The sequence below is a fragment of the Aminobacterium sp. UBA4908 genome (assembly GCF_002398115.1).
In the GTDB taxonomy this organism is placed as follows: Bacteria; Synergistota; Synergistia; order Synergistales; family Aminobacteriaceae; genus Aminobacterium; species Aminobacterium mobile.
The window spans coordinates 214228-237674 of record NZ_DHCG01000002.1 but is presented as its reverse complement, the minus strand read 5'-3'; the positions used below and the strand labels follow the sequence as shown (position 1 = coordinate 237674).

Genomic DNA, 23447 nt, shown 5'->3' with positions numbered 1-23447 from the left:
TGAATGCAAAGATGGATTCAAAAATTTCTATATCGATTTCCTAAAGAGAAGTTGGTAATGAAAGGAGTTCTTCTTTATGTATTTAGCATCTTTGACATGGAAAAAGGCTGAAAAGAATTTTACTCCTAACACTGTAGCAATTGTTCCTCTCGGAAGTGTGGAGGAACATGGTCCCCTCGGTCCCCTCGGAACAGATTATCTTATCCCTGAAGAGTTTGCACGGCGCATAGAGGCTGATTATCCTCAAGATGTAGTAGTGTTTCCTGCTATGCCTTATGGGGCTTGTGACACGTTACTTTCTTTCCCTGGAACAGTAGACATTGGTATAGAGACGTTAACGGCTGTAATGCGGGGTATTGCTCGCAGCTTGCTTCATTGGGGACTGAAAAAAGTTATATTCATCAATGGACATGGTGGTAATAATCCTGCCCTTAATGCGGCAGCTTTAGATATTTATAAAGCGGGTGGATTGGCAGCGATTGTAGATTGGTGGATATTGGCTGGCCAAATGAACCCAAAGTGGGTTGGTGGGCATGGAGCAGGTCAGGAAACAGCAATGATGATGGCTCTCAGGCCAGGTTGGGTCAACAAAGAAGAAAATTTCGAGGAGCCGGTGAACCATCTAAGTGATAACTTAATAAATGTTCATCTTCACCAAATCCAATTCAAAAATGGTTTCGTACGGATAGTCCGAGATGTTCGGGACTCTGTTCCCACGGGAGGATTTGGCGGACCTGATGATCCGTCTATGGCTACTGAGGAGTGGGGACATGAAATGTTCGATGCAGTAACAGAGTATATGAAGGATTTTGTAGCTGAGTTTTTAAAGTTAAACCTCAAGTAGAGAAATATTATGCTTTCTTCCCTTGAGCGAGACGTTCTCGCAAATATTCATGAGGATTGTCTGGAAAGGGACGTTGCTGCTCTGTCGGCCCTTTATCGCCGGCAGAGCAGTTCAGGGTTAAAAGAGTCCCTTGATTGGATACGTTGTCATCTTGATAGTTACGGTATAAAGACACAAACACATCAATGGGTTGGAGAACTGACAACCCCTATATCAGCTTCTCTTCGCATAAAAAAAGAATTATCTTCTTTTCTCGTCCCCTGCAAAGTGTGGGGATTTTCCGGACGAAGCAGAAAAAAAGCTTCTGGCCCTCTTGTATGTGTAGACCCTAGAACTCTTCCTGCCCCTGAGGCAGTTCCTTATTTTGCCATTCGAAAAGAAGTGGAGCGCGATCTGGAAGGGAAGATAGTTCTGACTAAAAAATTCCATGGCACGGCTATTTTAGCCTTACAGGATCGCGGAGCTGCCGCAGTGATAGTAACATGGCCGGGAGGTGACGAAGAGGAGATCCATGAGAGTGGGACTGGGCTTATTTGGGGCAATCCAGAACCCTTAGAAGAGACTCTCGATATTCAGATTCCTCTTATAGCTGTGAATTATATGTGGGGCTGTAAACTCCTTGAGGTGGCTTCCGGCAATGGCAAAGCAGAAGGGGAAATAGAAGTGGAGATACAAACAGATTTTCAGCCCTTCCCGGTACTGGAAGCCCGTTTGCCTGGAGAGGAAGATAATAGCCCCTTTCTGCTTGTTGGGGCTCATATAGATGCCAAACACTGGGGAGCCACTGATAATGCTTCTGGTGCCGCACTTGCCCTTCATCTGGCTCGAATTGCATCTACGTTGCGGGAAAGGCGCTACGGTCTTCGCATATGCTGGTGGACTGGCCATGAATTTGGTCACTATGCAGGTTCATCAGCCTACTGTCTGAATTACTATGCTGATTTAGAGGAACGAGGCTTAGCCTACCTTAATATTGATATGCCCGGAGTGCGAGGGGCCTCTCATTGGCAACAGGTGGCCTGTAGCCCGGACCTTACCCCTACTGTAGAAAATATCCTTCATGACGTTGTAGGGAGATCGAGCGGTGTCATTTCTGACCCGGTGAGAGCCTGGGATCAATCGTTCCAAAATCTTGGCCTCTCTTCCCTTCTTGTCTGGGCTTCTTCACTTCCCGAGGGATCTCCTTATAGGTCAGGAAGTTTTTCTATGCCTCGATGGTGGCACACGGAATCTGATGTTTTGGACTGTTTGGATCGCCATGTTTATCTTACAGACGCACATATCTATACGCTGGCCCTTATACGCTCCGTTTGCAGAGAGGGGCTTCAATATGATGTTCATAACCTGTGGATGTTTTTTTTAAATAGGCTGGAAGCCCTTTGCTCTGCTTTGAAGGGGCGGATAAATTTAGAAGATATTTTAAGTCGGGCTCAATCGCTACATCAGCGGTCGGAAGCTTTTACAGGTACATGCCCATGGAGCAGGGATGTGGTGTGGAAAGTTCGTCGGTTAAATAGACTTCTTTTTGCGCAGAAAGCTCCATGGTCTCAGGACTGGTGTGCTCCTCAGGAGGCTATTCCTGGCCTATCTGCTGGAATAAGCATGTGCAGGGAAGGGAGAGGAGGTGTTGTTCTCGATCATTGGTTGATGTGCCAGCGCAATCGCATTTATTCGTTGCTGGGAGAAATTGAAGAAGGTATACGCTAATCGCCAGAACGCTGAAAAGTAAGGGGGAATAACATATGAGCATAAGCTGGTTAAAAAAATTTGGATTGGTAGCTATGTGTTTTGCCCTAGTGTTGGGGATGAGTTCCGGAGCTTTGGCTGCAAAGGATACCTTAGTAGTAGCCAATATGTATGATGCCAAGAGTTTAGATCCTCACGTAACCCCTGATGTGGGGTCGGCCCACATTATGGTGCAGATATATGAAACCTTGCTAAAGACTGATGATAAAGGCGAAATAGTTCCATCTCTTGCTGAAAGCTACGAGAAAATTGATGATCGTACATACCGTTTCCATCTGAGGGAAGGCGTAAAGTTCCATAATGGAGAAGAGCTGAAGGCTTCTGACGTTGCTTTTACATTCCATAGAGCCATTGAAATAGGCAAAACCATTGGCTTTATTGTAGGGAATATCGACCCAGCGTCTATAAAAGTTGAAGACGATTACACCATCGTTATGGGAACTAAAACTCCAGATACGAGCTTTTTGGCTTGTTTAACTCACTTTGGTGGTGGTTGTATTCTCAACGAAAAGGCAGTAAACGAGGCTGGCGATGATTACGGAACCCACCCAGTGGGAACTGGCCCCTACAAGTTTGTAGATTGGCAGAAAGGTGATCGAATCACCTTAACGCGCTTTGATGAATATTGGGGAACGAAGCCCGCTATTAAAGACGTAGTTGTGCGGGCTATTACAGAGCAGACAAATCGTACAATTGAGCTGGAGTCAGGTGGAGTAGATATAGCCTATGCTATTCCTCCTCTTGATATTCGTCGTATAGAGGAAAACTCTAAATTAAAGCTTATCAGAGTTCCAGATGTCTCTGTTCAGTATATGGGGTTCAACTGCTCAAAGAAACCCTTTAGCGATGTTCGTGTACGTCAGGCTATTACCATGGCCCTCGACCTCGAAAAGCTCAATAAGGCTGTATATCGTGGTATAGGCGGCCCGGCTTATGGACCGATCCCTCCCAGACTTCGTTATTTCAATACGAATTTGTCCATTCTCAAGTACGACCCGGAACGAGCTAAGGAACTTCTGGCTGAGGCTGGATATCCTGAAGGCTTCAAAGCCTCTATTTGGACAAACGACCGGAAAGAGCGTATCGACATTGCAACTATCGCACAGAGCATGTTGGCAAAAGTAGGAATTACCGTGGACATCCAGGTTATGGAGTGGGGCGCATATCTTGATAAGTTAAGCGAGAAACAGCATGATATGTACCTCATGGGATGGTCTACGCCTATCCCTGATCCGGATTACGCAGTATACGGCATTTTCCATAGCTCTCAGATTAAGGGAATGAACAAATCTGTGTATAGCAACCCTAAGGCTGATGAGTTGATGGATCGTGGACGTACTCTTCCAGATGGAGATGAACGTCGCGCTATTTATGAAGAGCTTCAGACACTATTGGTACAAGAAGCCCCATGGGTTTTTGTCCATAACGGTGAAGAAGTTGTAGGAACCTCCAAAAATGTTAAGGGTTTTGTAGCAGACCCTGCTGGCTACCATAAGCTCTATACCGTTTCTTTTGAGGAGTAGTGGATACGGAAAGACGTTTTATATTGTGGGGGCGGGCGGCTTATGCCGCCTCCCCTAGCTGATTTTGCTTTTGGTTTAAAGGGAGGTAGTGACTCACTATGTGGAAATATGTCTTTCGTAGACTGCTCTATTTGATTCCCACAGTTATTGGAGTTACGTTCATTGTTTTTCTTCTTCTTTTTATAACCCCTGGTGATCCTGCTCGAATGATTTTGGGAGACCAGGCCACAGAAGAGGCGGTTGCAGACCTCAGGGAGGAAATGGGGCTTAACGATCCGTTTTTGGCGCAGTATGGACGTTACTTATATAATGCTGTCTTTCATTTCGACATTGGACGTTCCTACGTAACCCATGCTCCAGTTACACAGGAAATAAAGGCGGCTTTCCCTGCTACCTTGAAATTAGCTACATTGGCAGTTGTCTTGGCTGTTGTGCTGGGTATTCCAGTGGGAATATTTTCAGCGATCAAGCAATATTCTATCTTGGATAACTTGGCCATGGTTTTCGCCCTTGTTGGCATTTCCATGCCAGTGTTCTGGTTGGGACTTCTGCTTATACTGCTTTTTTCAGTTCATCTCGGGTGGTTGCCCGCTTCCGGCTTTGATAGCTTTAAATACATGATAATGCCTGCTGTCACCCTTTGTACTGCTTCTCTTGCCGTTATTTCAAGAATGACGCGGTCGAGCATGTTGGAAGTGGTGCGACAAGACTATATTCGTACAGCCCGTGCCAAAGGGCAAAAAGAAAGGGTCGTTGTTTGGCATCATGCCCTTGGCAATGCGCTTATTCCCATTGTAACCATTATTGGCATACAGTTCGGTTCTCTCCTGGGCGGAGCTGTTTTAACAGAATCTATCTTTTCAGTACCTGGGGTCGGTCGTCTTATGGTTGAGGCTATAAAAATGCGAGATTACCCCGTAGTTCAGGGTGGAGTTCTGTATATCGCCATTCTTTGCTCCTTGGTGAACCTTTTAGTCGACATTCTTTACGCCTATATCGATCCGCGTATTAAGAGCCAATATTCTTAGGAGGGAAAGATTTATGTCCGCCAAATCCAACGAAAATTTGCGGGGGGTTGTTCTCCGTTTTTCTAAAAATCGTTTTGCAGTGCTGGGGCTTATCTTGATAATCCTCTTCTGCTTGGTGGCTGTTTTTGCCTCCCATATCGCTCCATATTCTTACGAGGAACAAGATTTGCTCAATACATTGATGCCACCTTCTTCCGAACATTGGTTCGGGACCGACGAGTTTGGGCGAGATATCTTTAGCCGCATTATTTATGCTTCTCGTGTTTCCCTTAAAGTCGGGATTATTGCAGTAGGGATAGGAATGATTGTAGGTGGAATTTTAGGAGCTGTATCGGGATATTATGGTGGCTGGTTAGATAATCTTATTATGCGCACCATGGATATTCTTCTCTCTATTCCATCTATTCTACTCGCTATAGCTATAGCAGCTTCACTTGGGCCTGGTGTTGTGAACATTATGATCGCCATAGGTATATCTAGTGTTCCACAGTATGCAAGAATTGTGAGGGGGTCAGTTCTTTCAATTCGGAGCCAACAATTTGTTATAGCCGCTCGTGCTGTGGGAGGAAGAGATTTTCACATTATATTTAAGCATATTCTACCCAACTGTATGGCGCCAATCATTGTTCAGGCTACGTTGGGAGTTGCTTGGGCCATCCTTAATACAGCAGGGTTAAGTTTCATTGGGCTCGGCATTCAACCACCGATTCCTGAGTGGGGAGCCATGCTTTCCAGCGGTCGAAACTATATTCGTGACTTTTCTTATATGACGCTTTTCCCTGGATTGGCCATTATGATCACTATTTTGGCTTTAAACTTCGTTGGGGACGGTCTTCGGGATGCTTTAGATCCGAAGATGAAGCGATAGGAGGACTTCTGAAATGTCTGATTCTAACAAGACTCTTCTCGACATTCGGGATCTCTCCGTTGACTACGAAACAGATAGCGGGACGGTGTATGCCGTACGAAACCTGAATCTTTCGCTGGGATATGGAGAATCTCTCGGTTTAGTGGGAGAAACTGGCGCTGGTAAAACAACTACAGCCTTAAGTATTATGCAACTTATCACTGATCCTGGGAAATACAAATCTGGAGAGATCTATTTTGAGGGCCGAGATATGATGACTCTGCCTGAAATGGAGAAGCGGATTATTCGCGGTGGAGAAATCTCTATGATTTTCCAAGACCCTATGACAAGCCTTAACCCAGTCATTACTGTAGTTCGACAGATAGCAGAAGTCATAAGTCTCCATGAGAATATAACTCCCGATGATGCCAGAAAAAAGGCAATAGAGATGCTTGAAGTGGTAGGTATTCGTCCAGATCGGGCAGATGACTACCCCCATCAATTTTCTGGGGGCATGTGTCAGCGAGTGGTTATAGCTATTGCTCTTGCCTGTAACCCTCAACTTCTTATTGCTGATGAGCCTACTACAGCCTTAGATGTCACTATTCAGGCTCAGGTTCTTGAGCTCATGAAAGAATTAAAAGAAAGGCTTAATACATCACTGATCATGATTACTCATGATTTGGGCATTGTTGCTGAAACGTGTGATCGTGTCGCTATTATGTATGCTGGAAATGTAGTGGAGACGGCTGATACTGAAAGTCTTTTCACCCGTCCCATGCACCCCTACACGACCGGTCTTTTCGATTCTATTCCTGATCTAGATTCTAAAGAAAAAAGATTAAAGGTCATTCCTGGACTCATGCCAGATCCTACCTTGCTTCCAGTTGGTTGTTCTTTTGCCCCCCGCTGTACGTTTGCTTGTGAGTCGTGCGAACGGAATAAACCAACTATGGTGGAGGTTCACCCTGGACATTGGGTTGCGTGCCCAGTTGTTGTAGAAAAAGGAGGGGTAAGCCGATGAATTCCACGGAGCGCCTGCTTGAAGTTCGTGGTTTGAAGAAATTTTTTAAAACGAAGAAAGGCATTCTTCACGCTGTGGATAACGTCTCTTTTGATGTTCACCGTGGCGAAACCCTTGGGCTTGTTGGAGAGTCTGGATGTGGAAAATCTACTTTGGGCAGAGTGGTTATCCGTCTCCTTGATGCTACAGGAGGCCAGGTCTTTTACAACGGAGAAGATATTTTGAAATATAGGGGGCAGAAACTTTGGGATTTGAGACGAGTGGCCCAGATCGTTTTTCAGGACCCTTATTCGAGTTTAAACCCACGGATGTCTGTTTCCAGCCTCATCGCTGAGCCCCTGGAAGTTAATAATATATGCAAAGGGGCGGAAAAAGAGGCAAGAATTCGCAAGCTTATGGATACTGTGGGGTTGGCGCAACGGCTTTATAATGCATATCCTCACGAACTGGATGGGGGACGGCGACAGCGCATTGGCATAGCCCGGGCTCTGGCTCTTGAACCGGAGTTTATTGTCCTTGATGAGCCAGTCTCAGCTCTCGATGTTTGTATTCAGGCTCAGATATTGAACTTGCTCATTGACTTGCAAGAAGACATGGGATATACGTATATTTTTATCTCCCATGACCTGAGCGTGGTAAAACATATATCTGATCGCATTGCTGTTATGTATTTGGGATGTATTGTGGAGATGGCAGGGTATCAAGAGATATTTGATGCTACCATGCACCCCTATACAAAGGCTTTGCTGTCGGCTATCCCCATACCGAAGTTTGGAGTGAAACGAGAACGTATTCTTCTGGAAGGGGATGTCCCAAGCCCTATTAATCCACCTGAAGGATGTCGTTTCGCAGGGCGTTGTCACTATAAAAAAGATCTATGTATGCGCAAGACGCCAGAACTTCGAGAGATGGCTTCCGGCCATTTTGTGGCATGTCATTTTGCCGAGGAACTTTTTGAGGGGAGAAAGAATTAATGAAGCCAGTAGTAGAGAGGTTTCTTCGTTATGTAGCAGTAGCTACAGATGCTGATCCTCAGTCAGCGAAAGTTCCGAGCTCTTCTGGTCAGCTTTTCTTGGCCAAAATGCTGGCAGAAGAGATGAAATCCATGGGACTTTCAGATGTGGAAGTAAGCGATCATGGGTATGTAATGGGATCCTTACCAGCAGCTGCAGAGGAATATCCCGTAATAGGGCTTATAGCCCATCTTGATACATCGGATGCTGTGTCTGGGAAAAATGTGCGGCCACGTATTGTTGAAAACTATGACGGTAAGGATATTTTGTTGAATCCCCAGGAGAAAATCTTTCTTTCTACAAAGGATTTTCCTGAAATATTAGACCATGTAGGGGAAGACATTATCGTCACAGATGGAACAACCCTCCTTGGTGCTGACGATAAGGCTGGCATTGCTTCTATACTTGCAGCGCTGGAGTACCTCATAGATCATCCGGATATTCCTCATGGTACGGTTCGGGTAGCTTTTACTCCAGATGAAGAGGTGGGGCATGGAGCAGCGTTGCTTGATCTAGAGCGTTTTGGAGCAGATTTTGCCTATACTATTGACGCTGGTCCTATTGGAGAACTTTGTTACGAGAACTTTAATGCGGCAAGCGCTACGATTGAGATAAAGGGAAGAAGCGTTCATCCTGGCCGAGCGAAGGGGAAAATGATTAATGCTATTTTGATAGCTCAGGACTTTTTGGCCGCATTGCCTCCCAAAGAAATCCCAGCCTGTACAGAAGGGTATGAGGGATTTTTTCACGTATGTTCCAATGTGGGAACCGTTGAGAATGCCACGATAGAGTTGATCGTCCGAGATCACGATTCAGAGCATTTTGAAGGGCGCAAGGCCTTGTTGCAAAAAATAGTGGCAGAGCTTAACTCCCGATGGGGAGAAGGGGCTGTTTCTCTGACGATGCGTGACGAGTATCGCAACATGGCTGAAGTGTTGCAGCATTCTATGCATATAGTTGAAAGAGCCTATAAAGCAATGGAATTGGCTGGAGTTACACCGCGTGTCAAGCCTGTTCGGGGTGGTACAGATGGAGCGCGCCTTTCTTTTCGTGGACTGCCGACGCCTAATGTTTTTGCCGGTGGACATAATTGCCATGGCCGATTCGAGTTCTTGCCAGTTCAATCTTTGGAAAAGTCCATGGAGGTTGTAGTTGGTATTTTAACTGGGACAACGGTTTAAGAACAACATCTGAAGGAGGGTCTAGATGGAAGCTTTTTTACCTGCGGAAGAACAAGCTTTCCAATATGTGATTGGCTTAATAGTTGCCCATGAATTACAACCAGGAGATCGTATGTACGAGCCTGAGCTTGTTCAAAAAATGGGTATGAGCAGAACGCCCATCCGTACGGCTCTCAGTCGTTTGGTAGCAGACGGAGTGTTGGAGAAAGTCCATGGTCAGAGAGGCTACCAGGTTCCTAAACTTTCTTTAGAGGATATGGAGAAAGTTTTTACGGCCAGGCAGGCTTTAGAGGGAATGATAGCTCGAGAAGCGGCCATTCACCGTACAGAACTTGAAGTGGAGGAGCTGTGGAAAGTCAACGAACGCGAGATGGATATTGTTTTAAGCAGGAAGGAAGCTACGCAGCTTAACGAACTTTTTCATCGAAAGCTAGTACGAATGGCTCGAAATGAATATCTTGAGCGGTCTTTTGAGGCTCTCTATTTACGTTCATCTCTTTATATCTTTTACTTTGGAAGGTTTTTCCTAGACGGGCAAAGCCGGGAGTTATCTTCGCATAGGGAAGGGAACAATTATACATATGAAGAGCACCGGGCTATTATTCAGGCAGTGAGTGACCAAAATGGTGAATTAGCTCGTCAGCTTATGGAGCAGCACGTCTATAATACGTGGCGAATCCGAGTGATCAATTCCCCTTTCTTTGATGGATAATTTGTTTTATCATAAATAGCCAAGATAAAAATGAGAACGGAGCATAGAGGTACCCAAGTGTTGATGCTCCGTTCTTTTTTAGGCCAGAAGGAGGAACGAGAGTAATGTCTTCAGTGGTAGAGCGCTTCCTGAAATATGTTTCTTTTGATACTCGTGCAGTAGAAGATTCTTCAAGTGTTCCCAGTTCGAGTGGACAGATGGAGTTGGCCCGAGAGGTGGCGAAGGAGATGGAGGCACTTGGCATGGTGGATATTTCAGTAGATGATCATGCCTATGTTATGGGGACTTTCCCTGGCAACGTGAAAAAAGAAAGAGTTCTTGCAGTCGGTTTTATCGCTCATCTCGATACCTCCTATGAAGTAACCGGCACGAACGCAAAACCCAGAATTGTTTCCTACGAAGGCGGAGATATTGTGTTGAACGAAGAACAAAATATTCTCCTTTCTCCTCAAGATTTTCCTGAGCTGGAACATTATAAGGGGCACGATTTAATTGTTACCGATGGTACCACTCTTCTTGGTGTGGATGATAAGGGTGGTATGGCTCAAATTATGGCTGCTGTGGAATATTTAAAAGATCACCCTCACATTCAGCATGGTCCTGTAAAGGTTTGTTTTACTCCTGACGAAGAGATTGGTCATCAGGCGAAACTTTTAGACCTGAAGAAATTTGGGGCGAATTTTGCTTACACAGTAGATGGAGGGCCTTTGGGAGAGTTGAATTTTGAGACCTTTAATGCAGCGAAAGCGGTCATTACTATATATGGAAGAAGCGTTCATCCTGGCACGGCGAAGGACAAAATGATCAATGCCGCCCTTATAGGTACGGAATTCGCAGGGATGTTCCCTTTTGACGAGACTCCAGCAAAAACAGAAAAATACGAAGGGTTTTATCACTTGGTCTCTTTTCAGGGGAATGTGGAAAAAACGGTATTGCAGTATATTATCCGAGATCATGATTGGCAGAGGTTTCAGGACCGTAAGCAGAGAGTTGCTGACGTGGCTCAAAGTTTCCAAGAGAAGTACGGTACTCACGTACTGGAGTGTAAGATTGAAGATCAGTACTTTAATATGGCCGAGAAAATCAAGGATGCCATGCATATAGTGGAGACAGCAAAACAAGCGATGAAAGACGCAGGGATTGAACCCCGTATAGTGCCTGTCCGTGGTGGTACAGATGGATCCAGTCTCTCTTTCAGAGGGCTTTTGACGCCCAATCTCTTCACAGGGGGACATAACTATCATGGTCGTTTTGAATATGTGCCCATTTTTGCTTTAGAGAAAGGCGTAGAGGTTATTGTCAACATTATCAAACTCTACGGAACTCGTTCGGCCTAGCGATACATACAGTGATTGGGTATGTAAAAAGCACAGAATACAAACGGAGCGGATTTTTATAATAGGTCCGCTCCGCTTTTTATCGTTTATTGAGAGGATTTTTCTACAAAGTGTTGAAACAGAGGAAGCATAAGATCCGATAGAGAGAGCATCATTTCCGGATGCCACTGTACCCCCATTACGAAAGGATCTCCATCTTTTTCCACAGCTTCTATTACTCCGTCGGCAGCTTGTGCTGTTACCTTGAGACCCTTCCCACAATTTTTGATACTCTGATGGTGATAGCTGTTCACAGCTATTTCATGTGGAAATAGAGATGCGAGAATAGAGCCTGTTGCTATCTTTATAGAGTGGGTGGCTTCACCTCGTGGAGCATCTTGTGAATGTTTTACAAAAAAATTGTCTTTACAGCTAATATCTTGGTAGAGAGATCCTTCCAACGCAACATTAAGAAGCTGCGCTCCTTTACAGATCCCCAGGTAGGGTTTTCGTGCCTCTAGAGCAGCTTGGATTATGGCAAGTTGAGAACGATCGACAGACGCGGACACAAATCCTAATTTTCTCTCGGGCTCTTCTCCGTACAGGAGGGGATTTATGTCGTAACCTCCAGAAACAAGAACGCCATCCACTCTCTCTATCAGGAAAGGAGCCAAACTCAAGTTTTCTACTACAGGTAAAATGACAGGTACCCCCCCTGCTTTTTCTATGGCTTTTGTATAGTCTCTGTTGACATAATTTCGTTCGAGACCTGGCATATCTTCGCTTTTTTCAAAAAGAATATTGCCAATAATGCCGATAACAGGTTTTTTCACAAACGACCATCTCCTTTTCTAGCCCTGTTTATAACAGACATAAAATTTTTCGGAAGGAGGATATCTCCAGGAAATTTTAAATGTTACTCTATGTCGAGTCCTATTGTTTTTTGCTTAAGGTCCTCAAAACGGTGTAAAGAAGATCAACACCCATGGGAAGAACGGTTTCATCGAAATCAAAGCATTCGTTATGATGACCGGCCTTGAGGGTGGATCCAAGAATTATGTATGTTGCTTTCCCACCACGTTCCTGTACCCGTTTCATCATCCATGTGGCATCGTCACTCCCGCCTGGGGCTGCATCTCTCTCTATCTCTGCAAAGGTTCCCATAGAGCGGGCCGCGTCGACAATAATATCCACAATTTCACCATCACTTTGTGTTGTAGTGGCGGAGCCAGTTTCTTGAAGGGTCTTTTCTGTTCCGTACATAATTGCAGCCCCTTCTATAATATCTTTTGCCCGAGAGTAAACATAAGCTGCAATTTCCTCCGTTTCTCCACGAGTTTCCACTTTCATAAGAGCTTTGGGCGGAATAACGTTGCGACCTTCACCTGCCTGTAGGACCCCTACGTTGATTCGTGTCATTCCTCGGGAATGGGGAGCTATGGCATGAAGATTCAGTGCGGCGCTGCATGCCGCCAGGAGAGCGTTTTTCCCGTCTTGCGGAGCGGCTCCGGCGTGGGATGCTTTCCCTATAAAATTCACGTCAAACTTAGTAGTGCATAAGAATCCATGTGTGCCGGCAGTCAGCTTTCCTGTAGGATTTGACATGCCCAAATGAAGGGCAATGAAGTAACTACAATCATCAAGAATGCCTCTATCTGCCATTGCTTTTGCGCCACGTACTCCTTCCTCGGCAGGTTGGAAAATAAGTTTGATTGTCCCTTTGAGGGTACTCTCTTCTCTTTTTAGTATTTCAGCAAGCACGAGGCCCATGGCCGTATGACCATCATGACCACAGGCATGCATAGCACCTGGATTAACAGAGGCAAAACCTTCCTGTACAGGAATATGAGATGAATTTGTCGTTTCTGAAACATCTACAGCATCCATGTCAAAACGCAGAGCTACTACTGGGCCGGGACGCCCTGTTTCCAATATTGCTACAACGCCAGGATATCCTTCCATCTTATTTATCCACTCTCGAAGGCCTCCCTGGTCAAGAGCCCTCTTTGCATGGCGATCTATTATGTCTTTTGAAGGACGTCCCATGATAGAAGGGATGTAAAAAATTTGACGGCCCAATAGGAGTTTTGTGTAGCCTAATCGAAAAAGGCGTTCTGCTACCAATGAAGCAGTGCGAAATTCTGTCCACGCCGTTTCCGGGTATTTATGAAAATCTCTTCTATAAAAAATAAGTTTTTCTGTCAACGCTTTGTCCATTATCTTTTCTCCATTTCCGTCAGTTTTAAAGTGGATAAAACCAAATATTTTACCCCATAGGGGAGAGCGGATTCATCAGGGATAAAACGATTATTATGAAGCATAGGATACTTTTCACATGCTTCTTCCCGAGGGCAACAACCGATCCATGCAAAAACTGCAGGTACTTTTTCGCTGAAAAAAGCGAAATCTTCTCCACCAAGGTCGGGCATTTTAATGTCGATGAGTCCCCTTTTTCCAACAATTTCTCGAATAACTTCTTTGGCTTTGTTCACTAATTCGACGTTATTCATGAGAGAAGGGTAGCCAAATTTATAATCTACAATTGCTTCTGCGCCAAGGGCCTCTGCCGTCCCCTTTGCCGCACGAGTAATCCATTCAGGCATTTTCCCTCGTGTGCCGGGATCGAAAGTTCTCACCGTTCCATCGAGAAAAACTTCCTCAGGGATAATATTGTAACGGCTTCCACCCTGTATAGTTCCTATAGTAATAACAGCTTGATCGAGAGGGCTCACATTCCTGGAAATTATTGATTGAAGGGCATTGATCACTTGTGCTGAAGCGACAATGGCATCAATGCCTCTTTGAGGAGTGGAGGCGTGAGCCGATCTCCCCTTTATAGTTATATGAAGACGATCTGAAGCGGCAGACATAGCCCCTTCTCGCACTCCAATTGTTCCTGTCTTTAACGTAGGCCATACGTGAATTCCAATCATATAATCTATTGCTGGGTTTTCCAATACCCCGTCTCGAATCATGCCCGGAGCACCGCCTGTAGGGCTGTTTTCCTCTGCCGGTTGGAATATAAATTTAATAACTCCTTTTATGGATCCTTTCAGTTCCGAAAGAATATGAGCGGCTCCTAAAAGCATAGCAGTGTGAGAGTCATGACCGCAGGCATGCATAATTCCGGGATTTTTCGAAGCGAAAGGAACTCCGGTCTTTTCTTCTATGGAGAGAGCGTCCATATCAGCTCGAAGACCGATGGTGGGGCCATTTTGAGAGCCTCGTAACAAACCTACAACTCCTGTGGTTCCTACTCCTGTCCGTACTTCAAGTCCAAGAGAGCGCAATACAGTAGCTACTTTTTCTGCTGTTCGAATTTCCTGGTCGCTGAGTTCGGGATAGGTGTGTATGTCTTTCCAATATGAGAGGTATGTTGAGCGAAAACGTTCTTCCAGAGACAATACTTGCTCGATCATTTTAATAACCCCCTTATGGAGAGATAAAGAGGAACTTTTTTATTTTATCATACAATTTAACTTTAATTTTTTTATGGGAAAATAAAGCATGTTCGAACAAGTACGGGCTTCTCATTGTTGACACATCTTTTTATAATATAAAATATAGTCAATATAGAGAGTGAGGGGGGAACGTCATGAAGTTGGTGTGTAATAGTTTTGAAAACGGAGCAGCTATTCCCCATCATCATGGGCGTCTCTTTGGGAACATCCCGCCTTCTTTGGTGTGGGAAGATGTGCCTGATAATGCTGTGAGTTTGGTGCTTTTCTGCCTTGATCCTGATGCTCTTGCCGGCATATGGACCCATTGGGCAGTCTATAATATTCCGAAAAACAATAATGGGTTGCCACCAGACATGGGGAGGGCCGACGAAACGTCTGATGGGATACGACAGGGTCTCAACAGTTGGGGAGAGATTGGGTATGATGGACCGCAACCTCCTTTCGGTGTTCATCGCTATATCTTCACCCTTTATGCTTTGGATATAGAACTTGGTGTGAAGGGAGGAGCCTCAATTCACTCGGTGGAAAAGGCAATGAAGGGACACATTGTTGGGACGGCAGAACTCATGGGAAAATTTGGAAAGTGACAATAGATAATCAGAAAAGATCTTGCTTCTAAAAGAAAAGACTGTTAGAATACCCGTCGGCGGTCTTCTCCGGGGGGTTCAGCCCTGTGCGGCAGATCCCCGTGAATTCTGTCAGGCCCGGGAGGGAGCAGCAGTAAGCGGAGTGTTCTGGGTGCCACAGGTAGCTGGATCTCCCGGAGAGGGCCGCTCTTTTTATGCTTTTTTTTCGTTCTTCTCTTCATCTTCGTCGTTCTTGAAAACCATCCCTGCGGGAGCGATGTCAATAAGTGCTTCTATGAGTTTTTCAAGGTTGTCCAAGTCAGGGTCTTGGGCTTCGTGAACACATTTGTTGATGTAGTTTTTCAATATTTCAATACAGGCTTTTTGCATGGCTTTTCTCGCTGCAGAAAGCTGAAGGAGTACGTCGTAGCAGGGTTTGTCTTCAAGAATCATTCTTTGAATGCCGCGAAGTTGCCCTTCAACTCTTCGTAACCGGTTAAACATTGCTTTTGCTGCTGGTGACATATCGTCGAGCTTATTAACGAGGGAATTTTTACCCATTGTTGATCCTCCTTAAGAGCGATGTTTTTCACATCTTTATCTGTCTAACAATACAGGGTATATGTTGTTTCTGCAATAGTTGAAGGGGTATCTTCATTTGTGATATACTGTCCGGTGGCCCATATCACACACATGAACTGATGGGGGTGGGGGTGTCTTTGTTTAGCAAGGATCCTGCTTCCAGGCGATGTTTGTGGAGGGAAAACCAAATATCAGGAGGAATATGCTATGTCTGTAGTAAGTATGAAACAGCTTCTTGAATGTGGCGTCCACTTTGGACACCAGACGAGACGGTGGAATCCTAAGATGAAGCCGTATATTTTTACTGAAAGAAACGGAGTCTATATTATTGACCTTCAGAAGACAGTGAGAGGGTTGGAGAAGGCGTATAGTTTCGTACGTGAAATTTCTGAAAATGGTGGTTCGGTTCTTTTCGTGGGAACCAAACGGCAGGCTCAGGATACAATTCGAGAAGAAGCTATGCGCTGTGGGCAATATTATATAAACCAGCGCTGGCTGGGTGGACTTCTTACTAACTTCTCCACCATTCGGAAACGGGTCAACAGAATGATTGAGCTTCGTCGTTTGACAGAGAACGATACATGGGAGGATCTTCCTAAAAAAGAAGTAGTTCTTCTCAAAAAAGAGTTAGCCAAACTTGAAAAATATTTGAGTGGTATCGCTGGGATGAAGGCTCTTCCAGATGCCCTCTTCCTTATCGATCCGCGAAGAGAAGAAATAGCTGTTCTTGAGGCTAAGAAACTTATGATTCCTGTGATTGCCATCGTCGATACAAATTGTGACCCTGAAATGATCGATTATCCTATCCCGGGCAATGATGATGCTATTCGGGCTATAAAGTTGATTTCTGGCCTCATGGCAGATGCTGTAATTGAAGGGAAACAGGGAGTGGATGCCGCAGTTGAAGGGCATGAGGCAGCTGAGGGACAGGAAGAAGTTGGCGAAAAAGACATTATCGAGGTTCGAGAGCGTCTTCTTGAGACTTATGACGATAGCGAAGAAGAATAATAATTAAGGAGGACGTATTAAGCATGGCGGATATTAGTGCATCTGCAGTAAGAGAACTCAGAGAACGTACCGGGGCAGGCATGATGGATTGTAAACATGCCCTTGTAGAGACAAATGGCGATATGGAAAAGGCTATTGATTTCCTTCGTGAAAAGGGAATTGCGAAGGCCGCAAAGAAAGCGGCTCGTACAGCTGCAGATGGTAGGGTTTTCTGCTATTTGCACACCAACGCCAAAATTGCCTCCATGGTTGAGTTGAATTGTGAGACTGACTTCGTGGCGAAGACCGATGAGTTCCAGGAGCTTGGACATGAATTGGCTATGCAGGTGGCAGCTACTGCACCTTTATATATAGATCCTGAAGAGATTCCTATCGAGGTTCTGGATAGAGAGAAAGATATCTATCGTCAGCAAGCTCTTGACGAGGGGAAACCTGAGAAGATCGTAGATAAGATAGCGGAAGGGAAGGTTCAGAAGTATTACGAAACAGTCTGTCTTCTTGAACAGCCCTACATCCGTGATGGAGATAAGAAAGTTAAAGATTTGGTTATAGCAAACATAGCCAAACTGGGCGAAAATATAAAGGTTGGAAAAATCGCCCGATTTGCTATTGGCGAATAAAAAAACAGGGGCGAGGTCGATATTCAGGACCTCGCCTTTTTTGTGTTTGTTGATTGTTAGGGAATAGATGGAGGATTTAGAGCATGTTCAAACGGGTGTTACTGAAGCTATCAGGAGAGGTTTTAGCTGGAACGAAGGCTTTTGGGCTTGATTTTGAAGCGATACGCTCTATATGTGAAGAAATAGCGGAGGTAGCGAATTCTGGCATAGAGATAGCCATGGTTGTTGGTGGCGGTAATATGCTTCGCGGCAGAGATGTGGAGACAATGGGTATAGAGAGAGCTCAAGCTGATTATATGGGGATGCTAGCTACTGTTATTAATGCTCTTGCCCTTCAGGATACATTAGAAAAACTAGGTGTTCCTACTCGGGTTCAGACTGCTGTAGAAATGCGTCAGATAGCAGAGCCCTATATTCGGAGACGAGCTATCCGCCATCTTGAAAAAGAGAGAATCGTTATTTTCGCTGGTGGAACTGGGTCGCCTTACTTTTCAACCGATACTGCGGCGGCTCTTCGCGCTGCTGAGGTAGGGGCCGATTGTTTGTTGAAAGCTACAAAGGTAAATGGTATATATAATGAAGATCCGGAGAAAAACCCAAACGCAATTCTTTTACATAGAATAACCTACATGGATGCATTGCAGAAGCAATTAGAAATAATGGACGCGGCGGCTTTTTCTTTATGTATGGAAAATAAGATTCCAATAGTGGTTTTAAATGTTTTGAAAAAAGGTAATTTGAGCGACTTCTTGCTTCATGGGAAAAAAGTTGGCACCATAGTCTCGACGGGGAAGGAGGAGTTTTATAGTGCCTAAACAAGAAATTTCAACAATGAAAGAAAAGATGGAGAAAGCTGTTGAACACCTAAAGGAAGAATATATCGGTATTCGAACAGGTCGTGCCCACCCAGGGCTTGTGAACGATATTAAGGTCGATTATTACGGGACCCAGACCCCTATTAAGCAACTTGCCACAGTTTCTGTGCCCGAAGCCAGGCAGATTGTAATAGCTCCCTTCGATAAGTCGATATTGAAAGGGATAGAGAAGGCCATTCAGGCCTCTTCTCTTGGCATTAATCCTCAAAATGATGGAGAGATCATTCGGTTAACCCTTCCTGAACTCACGAAGGAGCGGCGTATGGAGCTTTCGAAAGTAGTGGCTAAATATGCTGAGGAAGCTAAAATAGCGATTCGTAATCTTCGTCGTGATACGAACGATACTCTGAAAAAGATGGAAAAAGATTCACTGATTAGTGAGGATGATCAGCGGAAATATACTAAAGACGTACAAGATGTTACAGACGAGTATATTCGTAAAATTGATGAGATTTTGAAAAACAAAGATAAGGAAATTTTAGAAGGAGATTAATGTATTTGGGTTTTCTCTTTTAATTTTAAAGGGCCTCGCGTAACGAAGCGAGGCCCTTCTTTTTATTGTACGTGCGGTGTCCTGATAGTTTAGAAGAATACTTCCTTTAAGATAAAAACAAGGAAGAGGAGGAACATCATGGGGCTAATCTCTTTTTTCCGTCCTGTACAGATTTTTATAATTACAAAACTAATGACACCAAACTCAATTCCAGCAGCGATGCTATAGCTGAAAGGCATCGTGAAAATAGCGATGCATGCAGGAACGATATCTGTCCATTCGCCGAAATCGAAGCCCTTGAGACTCATCATCATAAAGATACCCACCATTATCAAGGCTGGGGCTGTAGCACATGGTGGCACAACAGCTACGATGGGGCTGAAGAAAAGAGCGAGCAAAAAGAGAATAGCCGTAACGAGAGATGTGAGTCCAGTTCGCCCTCCCTGTTCTACACCGCTAGCGCTCTCAACAAAAGAAGTGACAGTAGAGGTTCCAAGAATGGCTCCGGCCACAGTCCCTACCGCGTCTGCGAGCAGAGCTTCTTTTGCTCGTGGTAAATTCCCCTCTTTGTCAAGCATGCCTGCTCTGTTTGTAACTCCTACCAGAGTTCCCACAGTGTCAAAGAAATCTACGAAGAAAAAGGTAAAGACAATAATCCAGAAATCAGCATTCCAGAAAGCAGAAAAATCGAGCTTGCCTACTATAGGAGCAATGGAAGGAGGCATAGAAATAATCCCTGAAGGCATGGATGTTACGCCGAAGGGAATGCTTAGAGCGGTGATAATCAAAATCCCCCAAAGAATAGACCCACGAACTTTACGAGCTTCCAAGATTACCATGAGAAAAAATCCGGCAATAGCGAGGAGAGCGGAAGGGCTTTTTAAATTCCCCATCCCTACAAGTACTGCATCATTTTTCACTATAATGCCGGCACTTTGGAGGCCTATGAAAGTTATGAAAAAGCCGATGCCTGTGGATATACCGATCTTAAGAGAGGTGGGGATAGCATTTACTACTTCTTCGCGGATGCGGGTGAGAGTTAATGCTACAAAAATAACTCCTTCAGTAAAGATAGCAGCTAAGGCTGTTTGCCAGCTTATGCCCATGTTGAGGACTACGCCAAAAGCAAAAAAAGCATTGAGCCCCATACCCACAGAGAGGGCGATAGGGTAATTAGCCAGAAAAGCCATAAGTAATGTGGCAAAAGCACTGGCCAGACACGTAGCCGACATAACAGGGCCAAAAGGCATTCCCGCTTTTGACATAATGTCAGGATTGACGAAAATAATGTACGCCATCGTCATAAAGGTGGTTACTCCAGCTAATATTTCTGTACGAGCATCACTACCAGCTTCTCGTACCTTAAAAAAACTTTCGAGCCATGAAGCCATATCAAAGGAACCTCCCATTTAAATAAGGTTGTAAAGGTTAAAATAGAGACAGTGGGAAGTATAATCCAAACTTTTATAAAATACAACAATCTAAAGTAAAGAGTTCCAGAGAATATGTGAGTTTTATCTACTGTCCCAGTATGAAAATTAAAGTAGAAAACTATTTATATACCTTTTGTTGTATCTGTTAGTTGTAAAATCCTGTTACAATAAAAGTCGAATGAAGTATCAATGGAGGTGACCCTTTTGGCTTTACCGAAAGTGTATGTAAGTCAGCGTATATTGAAAGAGGGCAGAGATATTTTAGAGGGGCAGGTCTCTTATCGTATGTGGGAAGGAGAAGGTGCCCCAGACAGAGGCGTTTTATTACGAGAGGTTCAATTTATAGATGGGCTTCTTTCCATGCCGGCTGACAAAATTGACGAAGAGTTTTTTCAACAAGCTCCTCATCTTAAGGTGGTAAGTCAGCATGCTGTTGGATTCGACAATATAGATGTTGAAGCGGCAACTCGTCATGGAGTTCTTATTTGCAATACTCCAGATGTCTTAACTGATGCCACCGCGGATTTGGCTTTTACGCTTCTCCTAGCTGTAGCTCGACGTCTTGTAGAGTGTGGTGGATATTTGAGGAGAGGGGAATGGAGAACGTGGTATCCTGATATGTGGCTTGGTATGGATACTGCTCAAAAAACCCTTGGTATTATTGGGTTTGGAAAGATTGGACAAGCTATGGCACGGCGAGGCCGAGGTTTTGGCATGTCTATTGTATATTTTAACCCGTCTCCTAAACCAGAGGCAGAGAAAGAGGTAGGGGCGAGACGTGCCTCTTTAGATGAATTATTACGCATATCAGATTATGTTTCTATCCATTGTCCTTTAACGTCAGAGACGCGAGGACTTATAGGAGAAACAGAGCTTAAAAAGATGAAATCAACGGCTATTCTTATTAATACAGCGAGGGGATTGGTTGTGGATCAACGAGCCCTGTATAAAGCTTTATCAGAGAAGTGGTTATGGGGTGCGGGGCTTGATGTTTTTGAAGTCGAGCCCGTTCCCGTAGATGAACCATTGCTTTCCTTGCCTAACGTTACGGTTATGCCTCACATGGGAAGTGCCACTTTAGATTCTCGTGGAGGTATGAGTCGGCTGGCAGCTCAAAATCTTATTGACGCATTGCAAGGGCGACGTCCAGCTTATGTAGTTAATCCTGAAGTTTTGGATAGGTAAAAAATAAAAGAGAGAGGCAGCACAAAACCGCCTCTCTCTTTCTCAAAAACTGCAAGGTTCTATTTGAGTTCTTCTAGGAACTCTTTTAATCGCTTCATTCCATCCCGAATCTCTTCGCTAGAGTTGGAATAGGAAACCCTCATATTTCCAGGTACCATGAAAGCTGCTCCAGGCACTCCAGCCACATATTTACTTTCCAAAAGCGCCGTGCAAAATGAACCATCATCTGTAATAGTACGGTTGTCATGTTTTTTCCCCAAGGTGTTTTTCACGTCGATCCAAACATAGAAAGCACCGCGGGGTTCCTGGAAGGAGATGAGGGGCATATCGTTCAAAAGACTGATAATAAGATCCCGCCGTTTGCTAAACTCTCCATGCATGGCTTGTACGTCCTTTTCTGCCCCTCTAAGAGCGCCGAGGGCGGCCCACTGGGCTATAGAGCATGCATTGGAAGTAAGATGCCCCTGGAAAGACCCCATCTTGGCAATAATCTCTGCAGGGCCGAGAGCGTAACCAATACGCCACCCTGTCATGGCAAAAGCTTTGCTTACTCCATTTATGATGATCGTCAAATCTTTAGCTTCTGGGCAGAGATTCAAAATTTGGTGATGCTTCGCCTCTCCATAGACCAGTCGTTCATAGATTTCATCATAAATAATAACAATATTATGTTTTATAGCTAAATCAGCAAGTCCCTTAAGAGTTTTTTCGTCGTAAACGGCTCCGGTGGGATTGTTGGGAGAATTAATCATCATGCAGCGTGTTTTTGAGGTTATAGCCTTTCGTACCCTTTCCAAATCCGGAACGAATCCTGTATCAGATGTGTCGATCAGCACAGCCTTGCCTTCAAAAAGGCGAATTTGCTCCACGTAACTGACCCATGCAGGTGTAAATACCAGTACCTCATCACCAGGGTCCACTGTACAGCCCAAAGCTTCGTAAAGAAGGGGCTTTGCTCCTGCTCCGATGAGAACCTGATTGCTTTCGTAGCTAAGATTAAAGTGGCTCTTATAATAGTTGCAGACTTCTTCTTTCAGTTCAGGGATCCCAGAGGCCGGAGTGTAGTGTGTCTGCCCTTTTTCCATAGCGGTATGGGCGTATTCCAGTGCTGAAGCAGGGGATTGAAAATCAGGCTCTCCTGCACCAAAAGAAATAACAGGTTTCCCCTCTCTTTTGAGGGCTTTGGCTTTGGCTACTACTGCGAGAGTGGCCGATGGTTCCATTCTGCGTGCCCGCTCTGAAATGTGCATTATCTATCAACTCCTGATTATGATGGTGATGATATAGCTACAATAGATATTATACCGATGAGAGGGAGGGGATACCAGCCCTCTTTATTGCCCATATGTTGTGACAATGTTAGAATATTTGTGATCAGAGCTAGTAGATTGGAGGGATGTTTATGGACGTACGCTTTGTAGCGCGAAATGCTGTTATTGACGACGAGCTCCGAGATTATATGAGGGGAAAGATGTCAAAGCTGGATAAGTTTTTTAGCCGCATCCTTGATAATCAGGTTTTGGTGAGCTTCGGTCGGGGGATGTACAATGTGGAAGTTACCTCCAACGCCAACGGAGTCATTATGAGGAGCGAGGAGAATTCTCCTGATATGAGGAAAGCTTTCGATAAGGCCATGAAAAATATCGAACGTCAAATTAAGCGCCATAACGACTACCTCAAAGACAGAGCACAGCTCAAGACACACGATGTTTCTTTTAATCTAGAGGGATTCCCAGAAGTTGAAACTGTTCCCCTCGTAGAAGAAGAAATAGTCAAAGTAAAAAGATTCCCTCTACGGCCTATGACAGCTAAAGAGGCTACGATGCAAATGGATCTTCTCGGACATGAGTTTTTCCTCTTTAAGAATGTGGAAACAGGTACGGTAAACGTGGTGTATAGAAGGAAAAACGGGGGGTTTGGTCTTCTCGAGCCTATCGATTGATCGGGCGACTTTTAGAAAGGTATGAAAGGCCCCTGCGGGGGCCTTTTT

Annotated in this window: 23 protein-coding genes and 1 other RNA gene; 18 read left to right on the top strand and 6 right to left on the bottom strand. The window is 44.7% G+C overall.

Translation table 11 applies throughout. The features are described from left to right. The first annotated feature begins 76 nt into the window (after window positions 1–76). The 10 genes from B4J50_RS02010 to pepT (B4J50_RS01965) all read left to right on the top strand — a co-directional run bounded on the left by B4J50_RS02010 (window position 77) and on the right by pepT (B4J50_RS01965) (window position 11255). On the top strand, window positions 77–844 hold the full coding sequence (locus B4J50_RS02010; RefSeq protein WP_024822056.1) for a creatininase family protein: 768 nt from the start codon (window positions 77–79) through the stop codon (window positions 842–844). A gap of 9 nt (window positions 845–853) precedes the next feature. Then, entirely contained in the window at window positions 854–2551 is a 1698-nt protein-coding gene (locus B4J50_RS02005) for a M28 family metallopeptidase (protein ID WP_024822057.1), read from the top strand. 35 nt (window positions 2552–2586) lie between these two features. Next, the gene (locus B4J50_RS02000) at window positions 2587–4113 is read left to right on the top strand and encodes an ABC transporter substrate-binding protein (RefSeq protein WP_024822058.1); all 1527 of its coding nucleotides are present in this window, start codon (window positions 2587–2589) and stop codon (window positions 4111–4113) included. 98 nt (window positions 4114–4211) lie between these two features. Beyond that, window positions 4212–5141, top strand: coding sequence for a nickel ABC transporter permease (nikB, locus tag B4J50_RS01995; RefSeq protein WP_024822059.1), 930 nt, complete (start codon window positions 4212–4214; stop codon window positions 5139–5141). Between the two features lie 13 nt (window positions 5142–5154). Then, window positions 5155–6009 (top strand): ABC transporter permease, encoded by an 855-nt coding sequence (locus B4J50_RS01990; protein ID WP_286846761.1) that lies wholly within the window; start codon window positions 5155–5157, stop codon window positions 6007–6009. A gap of 13 nt (window positions 6010–6022) precedes the next feature. Continuing rightward, window positions 6023–7012: an ABC transporter ATP-binding protein gene (locus B4J50_RS01985; RefSeq protein WP_024822061.1), complete on the top strand. Its 990-nt coding sequence runs from the start codon at window positions 6023–6025 to the stop codon at window positions 7010–7012. Then, a complete protein-coding gene (locus B4J50_RS01980; protein ID WP_024822062.1) occupies window positions 7009–7986 on the top strand; it encodes an ABC transporter ATP-binding protein in 978 nt (325 codons plus the stop codon). Before B4J50_RS01985 ends, B4J50_RS01980 begins: the two co-directional genes overlap by 4 nt. Further along, on the top strand, window positions 7986–9206 hold the full coding sequence (pepT, locus tag B4J50_RS01975) for a peptidase T (protein ID WP_286953891.1): 1221 nt from the start codon (window positions 7986–7988) through the stop codon (window positions 9204–9206). Before B4J50_RS01980 ends, pepT (B4J50_RS01975) begins: the two co-directional genes overlap by 1 nt. Before the next feature lie 25 nt (window positions 9207–9231). Next, window positions 9232–9918 (top strand): GntR family transcriptional regulator, encoded by a 687-nt coding sequence (locus B4J50_RS01970; RefSeq protein ID WP_286934664.1) that lies wholly within the window; start codon window positions 9232–9234, stop codon window positions 9916–9918. Between the two features lie 104 nt (window positions 9919–10022). Then, the gene (pepT, locus tag B4J50_RS01965; protein ID WP_024822065.1) at window positions 10023–11255 is read left to right on the top strand and encodes a peptidase T; all 1233 of its coding nucleotides are present in this window, start codon (window positions 10023–10025) and stop codon (window positions 11253–11255) included. Window positions 11256–11341: 86 nt separating this feature from the next. Here the strand turns inward: pepT (B4J50_RS01965) and B4J50_RS01960 are convergent, their stop codons facing one another. The 3 genes from B4J50_RS01960 to B4J50_RS01950 all read right to left on the bottom strand — a co-directional run bounded on the left by B4J50_RS01960 (window position 11342) and on the right by B4J50_RS01950 (window position 14653). Further along, on the bottom strand, window positions 11342–12067 hold the full coding sequence (locus B4J50_RS01960; RefSeq protein WP_024822066.1) for a gamma-glutamyl-gamma-aminobutyrate hydrolase family protein: 726 nt from the start codon (window positions 12065–12067) through the stop codon (window positions 11342–11344). Window positions 12068–12167: 100 nt separating this feature from the next. After that, a complete protein-coding gene (locus tag B4J50_RS01955) occupies window positions 12168–13451 on the bottom strand; it encodes an amidohydrolase (protein WP_286847676.1) in 1284 nt (427 codons plus the stop codon). After that, on the bottom strand, window positions 13451–14653 hold the full coding sequence (locus B4J50_RS01950) for a M20 metallopeptidase family protein (RefSeq protein ID WP_024822068.1): 1203 nt from the start codon (window positions 14651–14653) through the stop codon (window positions 13451–13453). Before B4J50_RS01950 ends, B4J50_RS01955 begins: the two co-directional genes overlap by 1 nt. A 176-nt stretch (window positions 14654–14829) precedes the next feature. Here B4J50_RS01950 and B4J50_RS01945 point away from each other — a divergent pair, with 176 nt between their 5' ends. Continuing rightward, window positions 14830–15282: a YbhB/YbcL family Raf kinase inhibitor-like protein gene (locus B4J50_RS01945; protein WP_286953890.1), complete on the top strand. Its 453-nt coding sequence runs from the start codon at window positions 14830–14832 to the stop codon at window positions 15280–15282. Window positions 15283–15357: 75 nt separating this feature from the next. Beyond that, an RNA gene (gene ffs, locus B4J50_RS01940) (signal recognition particle sRNA small type) lies at window positions 15358–15456 on the top strand. 18 nt (window positions 15457–15474) lie between these two features. Here the strand turns inward: ffs and B4J50_RS01935 are convergent. After that, window positions 15475–15822 carry a metal-sensitive transcriptional regulator gene (locus B4J50_RS01935; protein WP_024822070.1) on the bottom strand — a complete coding sequence of 116 codons (348 nt, stop codon included), beginning with the start codon at window positions 15820–15822 and terminating at the stop codon, window positions 15475–15477. Between the two features lie 228 nt (window positions 15823–16050). Between B4J50_RS01935 and rpsB the strand changes: the two genes are divergently transcribed. From rpsB to frr, 4 genes are all read left to right on the top strand, one after another. Continuing rightward, window positions 16051–16851 carry a 30S ribosomal protein S2 gene (gene rpsB / locus B4J50_RS01930; protein ID WP_024822071.1) on the top strand — a complete coding sequence of 267 codons (801 nt, stop codon included), beginning with the start codon at window positions 16051–16053 and terminating at the stop codon, window positions 16849–16851. Window positions 16852–16874: 23 nt separating this feature from the next. Then, the gene (tsf, locus tag B4J50_RS01925; protein WP_286847675.1) at window positions 16875–17471 is read left to right on the top strand and encodes a translation elongation factor Ts; all 597 of its coding nucleotides are present in this window, start codon (window positions 16875–16877) and stop codon (window positions 17469–17471) included. Between the two features lie 83 nt (window positions 17472–17554). Beyond that, window positions 17555–18286, top strand: coding sequence for a UMP kinase (gene pyrH / locus B4J50_RS01920; RefSeq protein ID WP_024822073.1), 732 nt, complete (start codon window positions 17555–17557; stop codon window positions 18284–18286). Then, a complete protein-coding gene (frr, locus tag B4J50_RS01915) occupies window positions 18279–18839 on the top strand; it encodes a ribosome recycling factor (protein ID WP_024822074.1) in 561 nt (186 codons plus the stop codon). Before pyrH ends, frr begins: the two co-directional genes overlap by 8 nt. An 89-nt stretch (window positions 18840–18928) precedes the next feature. On the opposite strand, the gene B4J50_RS01910 is transcribed toward frr, so the two are convergent. Then, window positions 18929–20230, bottom strand: coding sequence for an NCS2 family permease (locus B4J50_RS01910; RefSeq protein WP_286847674.1), 1302 nt, complete (start codon window positions 20228–20230; stop codon window positions 18929–18931). 246 nt (window positions 20231–20476) lie between these two features. Here B4J50_RS01910 and B4J50_RS01905 point away from each other — a divergent pair, with 246 nt between their 5' ends. After that, window positions 20477–21457: a 2-hydroxyacid dehydrogenase gene (locus B4J50_RS01905; RefSeq protein WP_414630722.1), complete on the top strand. Its 981-nt coding sequence runs from the start codon at window positions 20477–20479 to the stop codon at window positions 21455–21457. Between the two features lie 59 nt (window positions 21458–21516). Here the strand turns inward: B4J50_RS01905 and B4J50_RS01900 are convergent, their stop codons facing one another. Further along, window positions 21517–22707, bottom strand: coding sequence for a pyridoxal phosphate-dependent aminotransferase (locus B4J50_RS01900; protein ID WP_286847673.1), 1191 nt, complete (start codon window positions 22705–22707; stop codon window positions 21517–21519). A 152-nt stretch (window positions 22708–22859) separates the two neighbouring features. On the opposite strand from B4J50_RS01900, the gene hpf reads away from it, so the two are divergent. Then, a complete protein-coding gene (gene hpf / locus B4J50_RS01895) occupies window positions 22860–23399 on the top strand; it encodes a ribosome hibernation-promoting factor, HPF/YfiA family (protein WP_286847672.1) in 540 nt (179 codons plus the stop codon). Window positions 23400–23447 lie beyond the last annotated feature (48 nt).

Excerpts from the sequence above, each read along its gene's own strand:
- B4J50_RS02010 (WP_024822056.1), top strand. The coding sequence starts at position 77 with ATGTATTTAGCATCTTTGACATGGAAAAAGGCTGAAAAGAATTTTACT.
- B4J50_RS02005 (WP_024822057.1), top strand. The coding sequence starts at position 854 with ATGCTTTCTTCCCTTGAGCGAGACGTTCTCGCAAATATTCATGAGGAT.
- B4J50_RS02000 (WP_024822058.1), top strand. The coding sequence starts at position 2,587 with ATGAGCATAAGCTGGTTAAAAAAATTTGGATTGGTAGCTATGTGTTTT.
- nikB (WP_024822059.1), top strand. The coding sequence starts at position 4,212 with ATGTGGAAATATGTCTTTCGTAGACTGCTCTATTTGATTCCCACAGTT.
- B4J50_RS01990 (WP_286846761.1), top strand. The coding sequence starts at position 5,155 with ATGTCCGCCAAATCCAACGAAAATTTGCGGGGGGTTGTTCTCCGTTTT.
- B4J50_RS01985 (WP_024822061.1), top strand. The coding sequence starts at position 6,023 with ATGTCTGATTCTAACAAGACTCTTCTCGACATTCGGGATCTCTCCGTT.
- B4J50_RS01980 (WP_024822062.1), top strand. The coding sequence starts at position 7,009 with ATGAATTCCACGGAGCGCCTGCTTGAAGTTCGTGGTTTGAAGAAATTT.
- pepT (WP_286953891.1), top strand. The coding sequence starts at position 7,986 with ATGAAGCCAGTAGTAGAGAGGTTTCTTCGTTATGTAGCAGTAGCTACA.
- B4J50_RS01970 (WP_286934664.1), top strand. The coding sequence starts at position 9,232 with ATGGAAGCTTTTTTACCTGCGGAAGAACAAGCTTTCCAATATGTGATT.
- pepT (WP_024822065.1), top strand. The coding sequence starts at position 10,023 with ATGTCTTCAGTGGTAGAGCGCTTCCTGAAATATGTTTCTTTTGATACT.
- B4J50_RS01955 (WP_286847676.1), bottom strand. The coding sequence starts at position 13,451 with ATGGACAAAGCGTTGACAGAAAAACTTATTTTTTATAGAAGAGATTTT.
- B4J50_RS01950 (WP_024822068.1), bottom strand. The coding sequence starts at position 14,653 with ATGATCGAGCAAGTATTGTCTCTGGAAGAACGTTTTCGCTCAACATAC.
- B4J50_RS01945 (WP_286953890.1), top strand. The coding sequence starts at position 14,830 with ATGAAGTTGGTGTGTAATAGTTTTGAAAACGGAGCAGCTATTCCCCAT.
- B4J50_RS01935 (WP_024822070.1), bottom strand. The coding sequence starts at position 15,822 with ATGGGTAAAAATTCCCTCGTTAATAAGCTCGACGATATGTCACCAGCA.
- rpsB (WP_024822071.1), top strand. The coding sequence starts at position 16,051 with ATGTCTGTAGTAAGTATGAAACAGCTTCTTGAATGTGGCGTCCACTTT.
- tsf (WP_286847675.1), top strand. The coding sequence starts at position 16,875 with ATGGCGGATATTAGTGCATCTGCAGTAAGAGAACTCAGAGAACGTACC.
- pyrH (WP_024822073.1), top strand. The coding sequence starts at position 17,555 with ATGTTCAAACGGGTGTTACTGAAGCTATCAGGAGAGGTTTTAGCTGGA.
- B4J50_RS01910 (WP_286847674.1), bottom strand. The coding sequence starts at position 20,230 with ATGGCTTCATGGCTCGAAAGTTTTTTTAAGGTACGAGAAGCTGGTAGT.
- B4J50_RS01900 (WP_286847673.1), bottom strand. The coding sequence starts at position 22,707 with ATGCACATTTCAGAGCGGGCACGCAGAATGGAACCATCGGCCACTCTC.
- hpf (WP_286847672.1), top strand. The coding sequence starts at position 22,860 with ATGGACGTACGCTTTGTAGCGCGAAATGCTGTTATTGACGACGAGCTC.